Annotated in this window: 19 protein-coding genes and 1 rRNA gene; 11 read left to right on the forward strand and 9 right to left on the reverse strand. The window is 57.8% G+C overall.

Annotated elements, in window-relative coordinates; translation table 11 throughout:
* Positions 1–68: 68 nt before the first annotated feature.
* Complete coding sequence (locus VGM18_02705; protein HEY3971884.1) at positions 69–1,577, forward strand: hypothetical protein; 1,509 nt, start codon at positions 69–71, stop codon at positions 1,575–1,577.
* A 68-nt stretch (positions 1,578–1,645) separates the two neighbouring features.
* Here VGM18_02705 and VGM18_02710 read toward each other — a convergent pair whose 3' ends face one another.
* Entirely contained in the window at positions 1,646–1,963 is a 318-nt protein-coding gene (locus tag VGM18_02710) for an energy transducer TonB (protein ID HEY3971885.1), read from the reverse strand.
* 159 nt (positions 1,964–2,122) lie between these two features.
* Complete coding sequence (locus VGM18_02715) at positions 2,123–2,635, reverse strand: DUF2911 domain-containing protein (GenBank protein ID HEY3971886.1); 513 nt, start codon at positions 2,633–2,635, stop codon at positions 2,123–2,125.
* A 390-nt stretch (positions 2,636–3,025) separates the two neighbouring features.
* Between VGM18_02715 and VGM18_02720 the strand changes: the two genes are divergently transcribed.
* A complete protein-coding gene (locus tag VGM18_02720) occupies positions 3,026–3,415 on the forward strand; it encodes a hypothetical protein (protein ID HEY3971887.1) in 390 nt (129 codons plus the stop codon).
* Positions 3,416–3,643: 228 nt separating this feature from the next.
* On the opposite strand, the gene VGM18_02725 is transcribed toward VGM18_02720, so the two are convergent.
* From VGM18_02725 to rpmH, 5 genes are all read right to left on the reverse strand, one after another.
* On the reverse strand, positions 3,644–4,180 hold the full coding sequence (locus VGM18_02725) for a R3H domain-containing nucleic acid-binding protein (GenBank protein ID HEY3971888.1): 537 nt from the start codon (positions 4,178–4,180) through the stop codon (positions 3,644–3,646).
* Positions 4,181–4,316: 136 nt separating this feature from the next.
* The gene (yidC, locus tag VGM18_02730) at positions 4,317–6,107 is read right to left on the reverse strand and encodes a membrane protein insertase YidC (GenBank protein ID HEY3971889.1); all 1,791 of its coding nucleotides are present in this window, start codon (positions 6,105–6,107) and stop codon (positions 4,317–4,319) included.
* A 12-nt stretch (positions 6,108–6,119) separates the two neighbouring features.
* A complete protein-coding gene (gene yidD / locus VGM18_02735) occupies positions 6,120–6,482 on the reverse strand; it encodes a membrane protein insertion efficiency factor YidD (GenBank protein HEY3971890.1) in 363 nt (120 codons plus the stop codon).
* A 3-nt stretch (positions 6,483–6,485) separates the two neighbouring features.
* On the reverse strand, positions 6,486–6,908 hold the full coding sequence (rnpA, locus tag VGM18_02740; GenBank protein HEY3971891.1) for a ribonuclease P protein component: 423 nt from the start codon (positions 6,906–6,908) through the stop codon (positions 6,486–6,488).
* A 107-nt stretch (positions 6,909–7,015) separates the two neighbouring features.
* Positions 7,016–7,171 carry a 50S ribosomal protein L34 gene (gene rpmH / locus VGM18_02745; protein HEY3971892.1) on the reverse strand — a complete coding sequence of 52 codons (156 nt, stop codon included), beginning with the start codon at positions 7,169–7,171 and terminating at the stop codon, positions 7,016–7,018.
* 230 nt (positions 7,172–7,401) lie between these two features.
* Between rpmH and VGM18_02750 the strand changes: the two genes are divergently transcribed.
* From VGM18_02750 to VGM18_02765, 4 genes are all read left to right on the forward strand, one after another.
* Positions 7,402–7,647, forward strand: coding sequence for a hypothetical protein (locus tag VGM18_02750; protein HEY3971893.1), 246 nt, complete (start codon positions 7,402–7,404; stop codon positions 7,645–7,647).
* 144 nt (positions 7,648–7,791) lie between these two features.
* Positions 7,792–8,169: a type II toxin-antitoxin system VapC family toxin gene (locus VGM18_02755; protein HEY3971894.1), complete on the forward strand. Its 378-nt coding sequence runs from the start codon at positions 7,792–7,794 to the stop codon at positions 8,167–8,169.
* A gap of 76 nt (positions 8,170–8,245) precedes the next feature.
* Positions 8,246–8,905: a hypothetical protein gene (locus VGM18_02760; GenBank protein ID HEY3971895.1), complete on the forward strand. Its 660-nt coding sequence runs from the start codon at positions 8,246–8,248 to the stop codon at positions 8,903–8,905.
* The gene (locus tag VGM18_02765; protein HEY3971896.1) at positions 8,898–9,293 is read left to right on the forward strand and encodes a transcriptional regulator; all 396 of its coding nucleotides are present in this window, start codon (positions 8,898–8,900) and stop codon (positions 9,291–9,293) included. The genes VGM18_02760 and VGM18_02765 overlap by 8 nt, the downstream gene beginning before the upstream one ends.
* 169 nt (positions 9,294–9,462) lie before the next feature.
* Here VGM18_02765 and VGM18_02770 read toward each other — a convergent pair whose 3' ends face one another.
* Positions 9,463–9,813, reverse strand: coding sequence for a DUF309 domain-containing protein (locus VGM18_02770; protein ID HEY3971897.1), 351 nt, complete (start codon positions 9,811–9,813; stop codon positions 9,463–9,465).
* Positions 9,814–10,443: 630 nt separating this feature from the next.
* Here VGM18_02770 and VGM18_02775 point away from each other — a divergent pair.
* From VGM18_02775 to VGM18_02790, 4 genes are all read left to right on the forward strand, one after another.
* On the forward strand, positions 10,444–10,611 hold the full coding sequence (locus VGM18_02775) for a hypothetical protein (protein ID HEY3971898.1): 168 nt from the start codon (positions 10,444–10,446) through the stop codon (positions 10,609–10,611).
* 331 nt (positions 10,612–10,942) lie between these two features.
* Entirely contained in the window at positions 10,943–11,122 is a 180-nt protein-coding gene (locus VGM18_02780; protein ID HEY3971899.1) for a hypothetical protein, read from the forward strand.
* A 716-nt stretch (positions 11,123–11,838) separates the two neighbouring features.
* Entirely contained in the window at positions 11,839–13,164 is a 1,326-nt protein-coding gene (locus tag VGM18_02785) for an ATP-binding protein (GenBank protein ID HEY3971900.1), read from the forward strand.
* Positions 13,157–13,762, forward strand: a complete 606-nt coding sequence (locus tag VGM18_02790; protein ID HEY3971901.1) for a hypothetical protein — start codon at positions 13,157–13,159, stop codon at positions 13,760–13,762. The genes VGM18_02785 and VGM18_02790 overlap by 8 nt, the downstream gene beginning before the upstream one ends.
* A 256-nt stretch (positions 13,763–14,018) precedes the next feature.
* Here the strand turns inward: VGM18_02790 and VGM18_02795 are convergent, their stop codons facing one another.
* On the reverse strand, positions 14,019–14,354 hold the full coding sequence (locus VGM18_02795) for a hypothetical protein (protein HEY3971902.1): 336 nt from the start codon (positions 14,352–14,354) through the stop codon (positions 14,019–14,021).
* A 346-nt stretch (positions 14,355–14,700) separates the two neighbouring features.
* Between VGM18_02795 and VGM18_02800 the strand changes: the two genes are divergently transcribed.
* Positions 14,701–14,797, forward strand: a 16S ribosomal RNA gene (locus tag VGM18_02800); the annotation flags it as partial.

A 14,797-nucleotide genomic window follows, 5' to 3' on the forward strand; every position in this document is an offset into this window, starting at 1 on the left:
TGAATTTTGTCGTTAGGTGGTTTTGTTCAATCGTTCATTCGAAATTATTCGTATACCGGGAGAGTTTTATGCGTCGAGCTTTTGTGATGCGGGTGATTTCGACGGCGGCCGTGCTGCTCGCCTCGAATGCGTGGAGTGTGGCACAGACACTCAAGACGCGCCCTCCGGCGGGGACAGAGGCCCCTGCAACCGAAACCAAGGCCGACTCCCCGAGTTCGCAAATTGTTACTTTGGACCCTGCCCCGATCACGCTGCCGATGAGTATATCGGCGGGGACTCCCATCAAAGTCGCGCTCGATGGCGAAGTCCGCATCCGCAACGTGGGACAGTCCATTCACGGCAAAACTACCGAGCCGGTGTATGCCTTCGACAAGCTCCTGGTTCCCGTCGGGACGACGGTGAATGGCAAAGTAGCAGCCATCGACAGCGTGCCAAAAAAGACTCGAACCCTGGAGGCAATGGATGGAAACTTTTCGCCTGTGCGCGGCGTACACGTTCAGTTTGATGAATTGGTGATGGCGGATGGGCGCCGCGTGGCCATGCAAACCGTAGCATCCCCGGCTCCGGATGGAGTTTTGCGGTTTGTGCCTGCGAACGAAGACGCGCAGAAAAAAAGCAAGATCGAGAATGCAGCTTCAAATAAAATCAGCGCCACACGTCAGGAGATCCATCGCCAGTGGGCGAACTTGCAGACCCAGATTCACCAGCCCGGAAAGATGCACAAGTTGAAGCGGCTGGCAATCGCGCAGCTTCCGGTTCATCCCCAGTACATTGACGCAGGCACGAGTTTTAATGCGGACTTGCTGCAACCGCTCGATTTTGGAACCGAAGCCGTGAAGCCCGAGGCGCTGACCAATATTGGAACGCCGCCTCCTACCGGAAGCGTAGTGCACGCGCGCCTGATCACGCCCCTGGGCTCGGCCACTTCAAAAAAAGGCGACACGGTGCAGGCTCTGATCACCGAGCCGCTGGTGGTATCGGATCATCTGATTCTGCCCGAGGGTAGCCTCATTCGCGGTTCGGTGATGCAGGCGCAGCCGGCGCGGCGAATGGCGCGCAACGGCCAATTACGAATCCGCTTTCGCGAAGTCGCTCCGCCCAACGGCATCGAGCAGAAAGTCGAGACCAGCCTGGAAGGTGTCGCCGTCGCCAAAGGGGAGCACTTGAAGCTCGATACCGAAGGCGGAGCCCAGGTCACTACACCGAAGACCCGCTACTTGACGACGGGAATTCAAGTCATGCTGGCCGCGACTTCAGCCATGCCCGATAACGACGCCCGGGCCGGCGGAGGCGGCGGAGGCGATATCGGTGGAAGCGCCGTCAATGGAGCCTCTGGATTTCGCTTCGTCGGCATGATCGTCGGAATCCTGGCGCGGTCGCGCGTAGTTGCCAGCGGATTTGGCGCTTACGGAGCAGCCAGTTCCATCTACTATCACTTCCTGGCACGCGGACGCGATGTGGTGTATCCAAAAGACATGGCGATGGTGATTGGTATGGGGACCCGGGAATCGAAACCAAATCCGATGAGCGCACCGGGAATTGAAGACGCCCAACCTCCCAAGCCGACTGGACGATAAGAGTAAGAGAGTAAGAGTAAGAAGTACTTGAACGGGTTGCGCCTACAGCCTGCTGCTACGGGCTGCCGCTAATGAAATCGTAGCTCGACATTTTCCTGGGACTCGCGCGCCGCGGGCGCCCACTTCCAGCGCATCACCGAATCCTGCGCCGCTTTGGCCAGCACGGGATTCCCTCCCAATACCTGAGCACTCTTGGCGTTGCCGTCAGGAGTCACGGTCACGCGCAGCTTCACCGTCCCGCTCAGACTTAACTTGCGCGCCAACTCAGGATAGACCGGCGCAATGCGCTCCGCCACTTTGCGGGCGTTCTCTTCTGCCTGACCTTGCGACAGAACGGCGGCCGACGAACTGAAGGCAAGAAGGGCAATCGCAATCCAGCGTCGCATGAAAAGCACACTCCGCCCGCAGCTTAACCAATATGTCTGTGGATAAACAGATGACGAAGGTCACGGAACGGAAAAGCCAGAGCACCATGAACGCTTGCCCTTGGTAAGTCTTTTCCGGCGGTTTGGATTGGCGCGCCTTACTTCTCTGAAACTCGGCCCTTACTTCGCTATGAAGTCCACGAACGACGCGGACTTGCCCATATAGATCCGCAACGTGCACCGGGACCCGACGTGCGCAAATGCCACTTCCAGCGCCGCCGCCGGTTGCTCGACCTGCGCCGTGTCCATCTGCGCGCGCGCAATGTCCTGCTTCTCGTCATAGGCCGCGCCCGCAGTGACATTCTTGTTCACTACCAGGGTCCAGTGATCTTTCGCCGGAATCGGATACACTGTGTAGGCGCCCAGCGGAATCACCGAACTCCCCAACGTCAGCGGGGCCTCCGTGAACAAGGTCATAGGCACGCCGCCCGGACTCCAGGGCCTGCCGTTTGGAGGTTTCTCTTTGTACGAGGCCGCGTTGTAACGCAACTGCACCTGCCGTCCATCGTCCAGATTGCACGCTGCCGTCGAATTCGCCGTCGCGCCCGATTGCGCGGCCAGCCGGGGCGTGCCCAGGAATGTTGTCCACAATATCGATACGAGTACAGCTCTCCAGACGAGTGTCGCCGCCATGGGTAGGAAAGCCTCCGCGCAGAAGTGTATCGCCCCACGACCCTTTAGGGGAAGCCTTTTAAGCGAGTGCGGGCGGCACAACTTGCGTGTTTAGCTTGCTGCTGATACTGGAGTCATCCTGAACGGAGCCGTTTTTCAGGCGAAGTGAAGGATCTCCATATTGACAACGTCAGGAAGCATCAGACGGGAGATCCCTCGCGCGGCTGAACTGCGCCGCGCTTCGGGATGAACGCCCGGCGGATCGTCCTCGTCCAAGGCGGATGCGCCCGCCAGTCCCGTTCGTCATGTGTCTTCGGTGACGTTTCTTCATACCCCGTGGGTTGCTACCGTCATTCGCAGGTATCGGGCGTTGGGTACCGCAAGAACGATTCAATTCGAGGACTATTCTCAATGGCGAAGGCGAAACTTAGAATTCTTTACGGCGAAGGCGATGGAGACGTTTTGGCGGCGCAGGCTGCTGCGATGGAAAAAGCAGGACATATCGTCCAGATAGCCGAGGGACGCAAAGCGGTAGCCGAATCCCTCAAGACCACCTCATTCGACCTGGTCGTGCTGGGCGCAACTCTCACCCGCAACGATCGTCATCACCTGCCCTACATGGTCAAAAAGGCCAACTCCCAGACTACCGTGCTCGTCATGCACGCCGACGGAAGCCGCCATCCCTACGTCGACGCCTGCACCGATACCGGCGCCAGCCTCGAGTCGGTCCTGAACCGCATCGAATCCATGAACATCGCCAGCACGATCCCAGCAGCCAAGTCAGCAGCAGCCGGCCGGTAGAGCAGGGGTCAGGGTCAGGGGCTCAGATCAGTGAACCGCGGAGCGGCGCCCGACCGTAGCCCAGCGCTTCAGCGCTGGGTCAATGTGACAAGAAGACAACAATCCCCGGAGGGGCGGCAGAAAAGGTTCATGGGAAGCCACGAACCCAACTGGTAATAGTGGAAATGATTCGTAATGCCGCCGGTAAGTAGGGCCCATCCGCGACCACAATGAGGGAGCTCGGTGGGACTAAGGCATGGTTCTGGGCGCCGGCCTGTCCGCCGCGTTGTAATCCTTGGGATAGACCACCAAACACCGCCGCATCCCCTCGCCTTCGCTCTCGGTGCGCAGGTCAGATTCATCGCGCAGCGCCAGATGCACGATTCTCCGCTCCCGCGACGACATCGGACTAAACTCATACGGCGTTCCCGTCCGCCGAACTTTCTCGGCCGCCACCGTTGCAGCCGCACGAAGCTCCTGAATCCGCAGCGACCGCTGGTTCTGGCAGTCGAAACAAATTTTCTCGTGCTCGCCCGAAGGCAGCCGCAGCATTTCCAACCCGAGCAACTCAAGCGCCCGCAGCAACTCTCCGCCGCGATCCAGCAGCAGCGTCGAATCCGGCCCGGAAAAATCGACGAGAATCTCCGGCTTCTCCCAGTCGCGGTTCTCCGGCAGCGGCGGATCGACAATAATCCGGTACTTCAACCGGAGTCCACCGTGCGTAACCACGGCCTGCAAAAATTCGTTGATCTTCTTAGCGGCAGCGATCTTGTCGGGAATAGACATGGGAATTCAGCTCCTAGCTTCTAGCTGCTAGCTTCTAGCTCAGAACTACTGTGACGGCATGGGATTTCAAGCTCGTCGATATCGCAATTCGACACTGGCAACTCCGGCGTTTTAGCTAGTAGCTAGGAGCTAGCAGCTATTTATCCTTCTTCCGCGCACGCTTCGCCATCATCTCGCGCATTTCCTGGCCCAGTTGGGTCCGATTCATCACCGCCTGCTGCGCCACGGAGATCAGGTTGGCTTCCGCGTAATACAGATTCAGCCCGGCCGGCAAGCGGAAGAAGAAGAACCCCATCATCAGCGGCATCATCAGCGTCATCATCTTCTGCTGCGACGGATCCATGCCCGCCTGCGGCGTCATCCTCTGCAACACCAGCATGCTCACCACCATGATAATGGGCAACAAGAACAAAGGATCCGCCGCCGACAAGTCATGAATCCACAGCCAGTGCGCGTGCCGCAGATCGAGCGCAATCGACAGCATCTTGTAATAGGCCCACAGAAACGGCAACTGGATCAGCATGGGCAAACACCCGCCCGCCGGATTCACCCCTTCTTTTTTATAAAGCGCGCTGATCTCTTCGTTCATCGGCGCCTTGCGCGGGTCGTTCAGCTTGTACTTCTTGTATCTCTCCTGGATCGCCTTGATCTGCGGCGCAACACGCTGCATCTTCAGCATCGACTTCATCTGCGTAATGCGCAGCGGCAGCAGCGCCAGGCTCACAATCAACGTCTGGAGAACTATGGCCCATCCCCAATTCGGGACCATGTGATAGTAGGTCCACTTCAACCACACGAAGAGGAACTTCGCGATGATCCCAAAAAATCCGAAATCCACCAGCCCGTTCAGATCGTTGTCTGCGCCCGCCACTCCCGGCACCGGAACCTTCTCCAGAACGTCCAGTTCTTTCGGCCCAACAAACACCCGCTCCGCCGTCGGCCCGTGCAAGTTGCCAACCGCTGCTCCCAGCACATCGACGTTCGCGACTTCTTTCGAATCGGCCTTCTGCGGATCGCGCGGCACCAACAACGAATTGCGCAGCGTCACCAGCGCCGCCGACGCCGGATCATCCGGAATGAACACTGCCGCAAAGTATTGGTCGGTCGGCCCCGCCCAATGGAACGGCCCGGTGATCGTCCTCCCGCCGCTGATGTCATTGCACTTGGTGAACACCGAAAACCCACACTTGATCGGCAGGCGGACAATATCTTTATTGAACTGATAGTCGATGAACGCCGAAGCGTAAAACGCCGGCGTCGTCTGACTGCCGAATCCGGAGGGCCACGCCGGTAGCGCCGCCACCGCGCTTCCCTTCGAAGTCACCGAAGCATTCACGGTCACGATATAGCTGTTATCGAAACTGAAAGTCTTCCGCACCGACAAATCCTGGTCGGCATATTCGAACGTAATCGTCGTCGGCGACGTTAGCTTGCCTTCGCGCGAAGCAACATAAAGCGCCGATGAAAGCTTCCCGCGCAAGTTCTCGTCGTAGGTCCACAGCGAGAGCGGATAGCCGTACTTCTCGGCGGCCGCGTCATTCACCAGGTCGAGCGGCCCGTTCTGCGCATCGTTCTTGAACTTTTTCAGAATCCAGGATTTGACCTGCGCGCCTTTGTTGGTGAACGTGATCCGATAGAGATCGTTCTCGACGACAGTCTCAGTTTCACTCGCCGCCTGCTTCGTAACCGCGGACGCAGGCGCACTCGTCTTGGCGACAGCGGTGGTCGCGGGAACGGCGGCGGCCGGCGCAGCAGCGGCGGCCGGTGCGGGCGCGGGTTGAGTCTGCTGCGCCGGCGCAGCCGATTGCGGAAAGTATTTCTTCAACAACGGCTGGAATGCCAGCATCACGACAAACGTCAGCACAAAAACAATCATCAGCCGCTTTTCGCTGCCCGGTTCGTGTTGTGGATTTTGAATGTCTGGCAAAGTTACGTTCCCTCAAAACTTGTTTCCGTGGAAGACCGGCGCTTCAGCGCCGCGTAACAAGTGCGAATGCGAAATCGACGCGGGCTTCAGCCCCTGAGACTGGCAGTCGGGTGCCCCATGTCTCGCTCCTTTTGCGAGACATGGGGATTTTCGCTTTACCACCGGATCATATCCCCCGCTCGCAAACGGATGACACCGCACCAGCCTCAGCAACGCCATCCCACAGCCGCGCACCACCCCATATCTTTCCACCGCCTCCATCGCATATTCCGAACACGTCGGAACGTAGCGGCAAGCCGGCAGAAGTGTCGGCGACACCGCCCACTTATAGCCCCGCAATAGTCCCAGCACGACGAGTTTGGCCAACTGGCGCATGACTTAGGCTTCAGGCTTCCGGCTTCGGGAACCCGCTTTCCCTAGCTTCTCTTCTATGATTACGAAAGCGCGGCTCACTTCGTTCACGATCGCGGCGAAGTCCACCGTCAGCAACGACTTCTTAGGATTGATCACCACGTCGGCATCGGCTCCCGCAGCCGGACGCGTGAGCCGAACCGCCTCCCGCAATCGCCGCTTCATCCGGTTACGCTGCACCGCGCCGCCCAGCGCGCGGCCCACGGTGAAGCCAATGCGCGCACCCCAATGACTGTTGTCCGGCCGCGGCCAATAAAACACCGTCATGGTCGCCGAAAAATGCCGCCGCCCCTGCTTGTACACGCGCTCGAAATCGGCGTGACGTAACAACCGCGCATGGCGGGGAAAGCCGCCCGTGCCGGCTCGCGGCTCGACCACTCGGCTCGACACTTCGGCTCGATCATCCGGGCACACTGGCGGTCACAGTGATTCACAATCCCGATCGCTTTTTTCAATGGCTCAGTGGCTACGCGGACGCCAACGCCCGCGCCACTGCGCTATTCGCGGAATCCTGGTTTTACTGAGACCCTCTTGCGCCCCTTGGCGCGCCGGCGGGAAATCACCTTCTTGCCGCCCTGGGTCTTCATGCGCGTGCGAAATCCATGTACCTTGGATCGCTTGCGCCGGTTGGGTTGGAATGTACGCTTGGGCATGAAAAGTTGGTGCTCCTGATTCGTTCAGCAATGTTAGGGCAAACCGTAAGTATAAATCACCGCACGCATTACCGACAAACCTACAGTTTGTCATCCGAGCGCAGCCGTTTTCCAGGCGGAGCGAAGGATCTCCCGTTCCACCGGTTCAGCGAGTGAGCCGACTGACCTACCTACCTACCTAAACCAATTCATCCGAACCGTGTTCCCATAAATATGGTAATATGGGCCCAGTGAAGACTACCCTCGAAATCCCCGATTTCTTGTTCCGCCGCGCCAAGTCGGTTGCCGCCGAAAGAGGCATTCCTCTGCGCCAGTTCGTCACCGAGGCTGTCCAGGAGAAATTGAAAACAACATCGCAGGAAAAGCCCTGGATGAAACATCTCGGAAAACTCAAACATCTCCCCAAGGAAAGAACGCGCGTTGAGAAGCATGTGGAAGAAGCCTTCGAGCAGATTGACCGCGAACTTTGGCACTGATTTTCTAGAAACGATTTTTCTAGAAACGATGTTCCGAGAAAGATCTCCCAAGAAGCGACTTTCGGCGAAACAGTCCCTGAGCCTTTCCTCTGTGCACCTCAGTGCCCTCTGTGGTTAAGCTCCTGTTCGAGGACCGCGAAAAAAATGATTCTCGATACCAACGCTCTGTCCGCCGCGGCGAACGATGATCCAGCCATCATTCCCGTTCTGGCTCGTGCCGATCAAATCGCAATTCCCGTGATCGCGCTTGGAGAGTACCGCTATGGCATCGCACAGTCCCGGCACCGGGCCAGCTACGCAGAGTGGTTAATTGGCCTGCTCCATGACTGTCTGGTGTTGGACGCCAATGAGCCGACCACGCACTATTACGCCGAGATCATCCTCGAATTGAAAAAAAAGGGTCGACCGATTCCCACCAACGATATCTGGATCGCCGCCCTCTGCCGCCAGCATTCTCTCCCGTTGCTGAGCCGCGATCGCCATTTCGACCTGGTGCCGGGAATTAAAAGAATAGGTTGGTAGGGGATGGTGCCTCGCCAATTGTCTTTGCACCACAAAGTACTTGACATTTATCCATTCACCGCGCTAGGCTACCCTCGTGACCGACCCGCAACACCGCCCGCGCCGCTTCTCCCGTTACTCGGCCAAGGTCCCAGCCGAAAATAATCCCTCCCGCACCGCACGCCTCGCTCAAAATGACGATCTCTTCGACGATCTCCGCTTCATTCGCGACACCATGGAGCGCTCCGCCGCCTTCACCGCCGTCTCCGGCTGGGGACAAGTCCTTCTCGGCGCGACCGCCCTCGCCGCCGCCCGACTCGCCGCCATCCAGACCACGCCCTTCGCCTGGCTCCGCGTCTGGCTCGCCGAAGGCCTGCTCGCCGCCGCCATCGGCCTGCTCGCCTGCACCCGAAAAGCAAATCGGCGCGGCCTCCCGTTATTTTCCGGCCCCGCCCGCAAAGTCGCCCTCGGCCTCACTCCGCCCCTTTTCGCCGGAGCCTTCCTCACCTTCTTGCTCTTCCGCGCTGGCCTGACCACCGCCCTGCCTGCAACCTGGCTCCTGCTCTACGGCGCCGGCATCATGACCGGCGGCGCATACTCCGTCCCCATCGTCCCCGTTATGGGACTCTCTTTCATGCTCCTCGGTGGCCTGAGCGCACTCGCTCCCGTCACCTGGGGGAACTGGTTTCTGGCCGCCGGCTTCGGCGCCCTCCACATCGTCTACGGATTCCTCATCGCCAGGAGGCACGGTGGCTAAGCCGCTTCCATCTCATCGCAAGCCCGCTCACGATTCCTCCCCACGCAAAAAGATTCGCGAGACGGTTCACGATACCCCTCGCGCCCCCGAACTCCCCGAACTCGATCGCCTCATTCACGAGCGCATCCGCCTCGGCATCGTCAGCGCCCTCGCCACCAACGATTCCCTCAGCTTCAACGACCTCAAGCGCGTGCTCAAAACTACTGACGGCAACCTCAGCGTCCACGCCCGCAAACTCGAAGAGGCGCAATACATCTCCTGCGTAAAATTTTTCGAAGGCCGCGTCCCCCGCACCGAATACCGCCTGACCCCCACCGGCCGCCGCGCCCTGGCCGAATACCTGGATCAAATGGAAAAGTGGATCCGCGTCACCCGCGAAGAAAACTAAGCGGAAGCGTGCCGAAAAACTACGTCAGAGAAACCAGGTAAGAAACCGGTTAGAGAAACCACGTCAAAGAAACCACGTCAAAGAAAGCACGTCAAAGAAACCACGTGGAAGAGCGGCCCTACAGGGCCGCGTTGAGCGATAGAATGAATTGGGGTTTTAGCCCCCGAGTTCACTCACTCCCCACAATCACCGGACGCTCCCCCACCTCGCCCCGCACCAGCGCCGCTCTCCACTCCCCCAACTCCACCCGCAGCTCCCCCACCCGAATCCCCCGATACTCCGCCGGACACTCCGCCAGATTCCGCAACCCCCGCGCCATCAGCGACCCCGCCCCCACCACATTCCCCGTCGACCGATGATGCAACGCCACCGCCGCCTGAATCAGCCCCTGCAAGAACTTCTTCTCCATCCCGCTTGCCTCCCGCCAAACATCCTCCCAAACCTCATGCGCCTCATAAAACTCCCCAGCATTAAACAACCGAATCCCCCGCCAATACTCCTCAGAGTCCAGCAATGCCATAAGTCATGCATTCTACTTTGCCGGTGGAACACTGGAACGCCTCTCTCGGATTCTGTCATCCTGAGGCGCGTTTTTTTTGCGCGCCGAAGGATCTATGCATTTGTTGGCCGCCGTCATGCCGATTTCTGTCAAGCCCCCAAATCACCCCAATTCCCCCTAACCCCAACGCAACAACCCAGATATATTTTCCAATTCCTTTCCGGTTCACTCCCCCCAAATTGATAAAATATATCTATAGACAAAAATAAAACGCGCGGCCCATCAGGCCGCGTTTTTTCATGCCCAAAATCCGGTTGCCCCGTCCTTCTCGCGTACTTGGCGAGAGGGCGGGGATTTTGACTCGGATACAGGGCGCCCCATGTCTCGCGCGCCGTTTGCGCGAAAAGTGGGGCTTTTGATTTTGAAAGCAGGGCAGTGTACCCACTCCGCGGCACGAAATGGAAACGAACCCCGACCGACGACCGACGACCGACGACCGACGCCCGAAGACCGAGGACCGAAGACGGACGACGGAAGACCGACGACGGAAGACGGACGACGGAAGACCGACGACGGAGACCGAGGACGGAAGACCGACGACTGAAGACCGAAGACCGACAACCGAAGACGGAAGACCACGACCAACGACCAATGCCCCAACACACCGGAGACCAAAACTCTCTCCCCAATCCGAACCGCGACGCCATGCACATCCGCCACTCCAAAGCCCGCGGAGAATGGGCCGAACTCCGCTTCATGACCCGCGCCACCGAACTCGGATTCCGCGTCACCAAGCCCTGGGGAGAAACCGCCCCCTAGGACCTAGCCACGGACCACCAAGGCACGTTCCGCCGCATACAAGTAAAATGCACCCTCTACCAGCGCCACCACTCCTACGAATGCACCATCTGCTCCCGCCACACCCCCTACCGCCCCGACCAAATCGACTTCATCGCCGCCCTGGTAATCCCCACCAACACCTGGTACATCCTCCCCATCAAAGCCGTCGAAAACCAATCAGCAATAGTCCTCTCCCCCCACCTGAAAAACTCAAAATTCAAAAAGTACGAAGAAGCCTGGCCCCTCCTAAAACGCTGATGATGGATCGAGCAGATCGCCCACAATCCCAGAATCAAGCCGCGGATAGCAAGTGGAAGAGCAGCGCACGTGGAAGAGCGGCGCAGGTGGAAGAGCAGCGCAGGTGGAAGAGCAGCGCACGGGGAAGAGCGGCGCAGGTGGAAGAGCGGCGCAGGTGGAAGAGCGGCGCTTCAGCGCCGCGTCAAGCCATCAAAAGTCAAACCGGGCTTCAGCCCCGCTCCAGATTGTGTAGAGCGGACACTCCTGTCCGCTGCCTTTGACCTTGCCTTTGTTGTTGCTTCTGAATTTTGTACAAAAGGTTTTTGTCATTCCGACCAACGGGAGGAATCTGCTGTCAGCCGGAAGCGCCAACTCGCCCGCCGCACCACGACACCCCACGCACCCACCCCGCCCCTATCATCCTGAGGCCCGCGCCCTCCGCGCGAAGCCCGGAGGCCTTGCTGACCTCTCACCTCAAGTTTGTCATCCTGAGCGTAGGAGCGCGATTCGCCTCTAGAATCGCGCCCCGCAGTCGAAGGATCCCATGCACCCCGCCAGCAAATGCGCCCCAGCAAGGAGTTCTCTCCTCAACCCAATGTAGAGCGGACACTCCTGTCCGCTGCCTTTGATCTTGCCTTTGCCGTTGCTTTTGGATTTTGTACAAAAGGTTTTTGTCATTCCGACCAACGGGAGGAACCTGCTGTTACCGGAAGCGCCAACTCCTCACGCCGCAACATGACACCCGAGCACCCACCCCTCCCCCTGTCATTCTGAGGCCCGCGCCATCCGCGAGCCGGAGGGTTCATGCTTGCCCGCTAAGGCCTAGGGCAAGAATCGGTCGTACCGAGAATCACGGCCCGAATCATGTTGACAGGCGCTGGCTAGGTAGCACTCCAGACCAAAACAGCCCCTCTCCTGGATGGTATGATGCGAGTCACGAGAGACGGCGGTCGAGGTCGGCAGGCCAATATGCTGAAGCGAATTAGAATCAAGGGCTACAAATCGTTCGCCGAGCTAAACCTGAGCTTGAAACCGCTTTCAGTTCTGATCGGACCAAACTCGGCGGGCAAGAGCAACTTCCTCGACGCCCTTCAATTGCTGTCGCGAATGGCAACAAAGCCAACCCTTAAGGAAGCTTTTGATAGTCCCTACCGGGGCACGCCGTTGGAGTCTTTCAGTTTCGTGGGCGAGGGTGTTCACAGCCAGCTCTCCCTTCCTACTTTGTCCTTTGCCTTTGAAGTGGATGTTTCTCTCTCCGACGGTGTGGTGGAAAATGTTAATTCGCAGATCAGAGAAATGCGAAGCTCTCGAACGCACGACTCCTCTGATCCCTCCGACTCCCCGTCGTCCAAGACGAAGGGCAGCTACATCACCCGTCGAAATCTGCGCTACAAGCTCGAAGTAGAAATCATCCCTAAATCCGGAATCCTCCGCGTAAAGGATGAATTCCTCGTTGCACTGAACGAACGCGGGGAGCAGGTCACGAGGCCGTTGCCCTTCATTGAGAAGATCAAAGACAAGCTTCACGTTCGCATGGAGGGGCAATCGCACCCGACGTACCACGACAGATATCTTGATCACACAATAATTTCCCGGCCTCTGTATCCGCCACATTACCCGCACCTCGTAGCGATGCGACAAGAGCTGGCGAGCTGGTTCATCTTCTATTTTGAACCGCGGGAGAGAATGCGTGCTGCTAACCCGGTGAAGGAGGTGCGAAGTATCGGACTAATGGGGGAGGAACTCGCATCATTCCTTAATACACTCCAAGCGGTTGACACAAGACAGTTTCAAGGAATTGAAAAATCGCTCCATATGATTATCCCTTCCATCACTGGGCTGCAGGTCAGCGTAAACACTCTAGGAGAGGTAGAGCTCCAGGTCAGAGAAGGCAGCGTTTCAGTTCCGGCCCGAGTGGTCTCGGAAGGAACGTTGCGGGTTCTTGGGCTGTTGGCGCTTGGCGGCATGAAGGACTCTCCGGCGTTGATCGGTTTCGAGGAACCAGAGAATGGGGTCCACCCGAGGCGAATCCAGTTGATAGCCGAATTGCTAAAAAATATGACTAATGCCGGCAACACACAGCTGGTGGTGACGACTCATTCGCCGATCCTTACGGGAATGATCCCCGACGAAAGCCTCTACACCTGTAAGAAAGAACGCGGAGCCACGACCATCGAACCCTTCAAAACATGGGGGACGCTTGCGCGTGAATCTGACGTTGACGACGCCCTCAATCGCGATGGCGAAGGATCGGACGTACCAGAGCGCATTCTGAGGGGAGACTTTGATGCCTGAGGTCTCTTTGTTCGGCGAGGATGCTGGACACGAGGCGGTGGTCAAAGCTCTCCTAGCGCGGATGTCGCGAGATCATGACGTTCAGCTGAAGGTCCGGGCCCTCAGCGTAAGGGGCGGCCTCACACGGGTACATCACGAGTTCGGGGTTTACCTCAACGACATCGAAAAAGGGAGAGTGGCCACTCCCGACTTGATCGTCGTTGCCACCGATGGCAACTGCAAGGGGTATACAGAGCGGCGGCAAGAGATCGAGAAGGTGGCCGAGACACACCCGACTTTGAGTGGCTCGGTAGCTTACGCCATACCAGATCCCCACATCGAGCGTTGGCTTCTTGCAGATGGGTCGGCTTTCAAAATGGTGCTGGGGAGGGGATGCAACCTGCCCCAACATAAGTGCCAGAAAGACTTCTACAAACAATTGCTCGCTCGAGAGGTTCAAGAAGCGGGGGTAAAGCCGATCTTCGGCGGACTTGAGTACGCAGAAGATATTGTCAACGCAATGAACCTCGTGTATGTCGAAAAACAAGAGCCATCGTTCGAGAAGATGATGAGGGAGCTGAAGGCGAGATTCAACCGATGGAGGCAAGGTACGGGTTAAATCCCGTCTCATCGACGTTGCGAGCAAGGGCGCAGCGAACAGCCTGGAATCAACTTCGTAAAACTTTTTCTTGCACAAACCGACATTCATCTGCTATAAACAATTCACCGAGAGCAGACGTGTGGCAGCCGGTAGGATTTTGTTTGAATCTCTCGTGTGTGTCCGGCATCAAAGACTCAAGAGAATGTAGAGTTCTCATTCGTCCCGGCCACGGGACTTGATTCGGAAACAACTTGTAGGTTTCTGAAGGGTACCTTCAAAGCAAGGACCTCCAACTAGGATCTTTTCTCAATTTTCTGTCTTCCGCCTTGGCATGGCCTAAAAAGTCTCGCGCCGGGAAATCGGTGCGATTCTGATCTGAAGCAAAATGCCCAAAGCGGAAGGCCATATCGTTGCGTGCTGTCGTGAACGAATAACGCGAGCCAGTAGCGTGAGCTAATGGCGTGAGCCAATAAAAAGGCTTGTCATTCCGAACGGTTTCATCGTGAGGAATCTGCTTTTCCGCTCCCCGGATCGCCCATTCCAGAACAGCTTCCCATGTGGAAATCACGTGGAAATGCTGTGGGATGCGCGCATTGACAGGGTTTCGCACCGACGATATGTTTGAAGGGTTTCGAGGACAGCCGGATTCGCTCTTGTTGGGTTCACCCCAAGGAGGCGATTCCGTCTAGACCTGAAGGCGCGCCGCTCAGGCGGAAGGCGATTCGGTCTTTGACAACTAGGTTGAACGTGCCAGTCGTGAGAGAACGGATTCGGGCATAAGTCCGATACGATCTCACAAGATAGACCACCATCGATCTCCCATTCTTTTCGGAGAATGCGAGAGCTGAATGGTGGCGCCATCCCGCGCTGTTGAAACCGAGGTGCAGCCCTAGCCGGTTGCTTTCGGATGTGCGGCGATGGCAGTCTGCCAACTACCCGTCGGCAGACATCAGGTTTCAAACGAGAGTTTGATCCTGGCTCAGAATCAACGCTGGCGGCGTGCCTAACACATGCAAGTCGAACGAGAAAGTGGAGCAATCCATGAGTAAAGTG

Source organism: Candidatus Sulfotelmatobacter sp. (assembly GCA_036500765.1).
In the GTDB taxonomy this organism is placed as follows: Bacteria; Acidobacteriota; Terriglobia; order Terriglobales; family Acidobacteriaceae; genus Sulfotelmatobacter.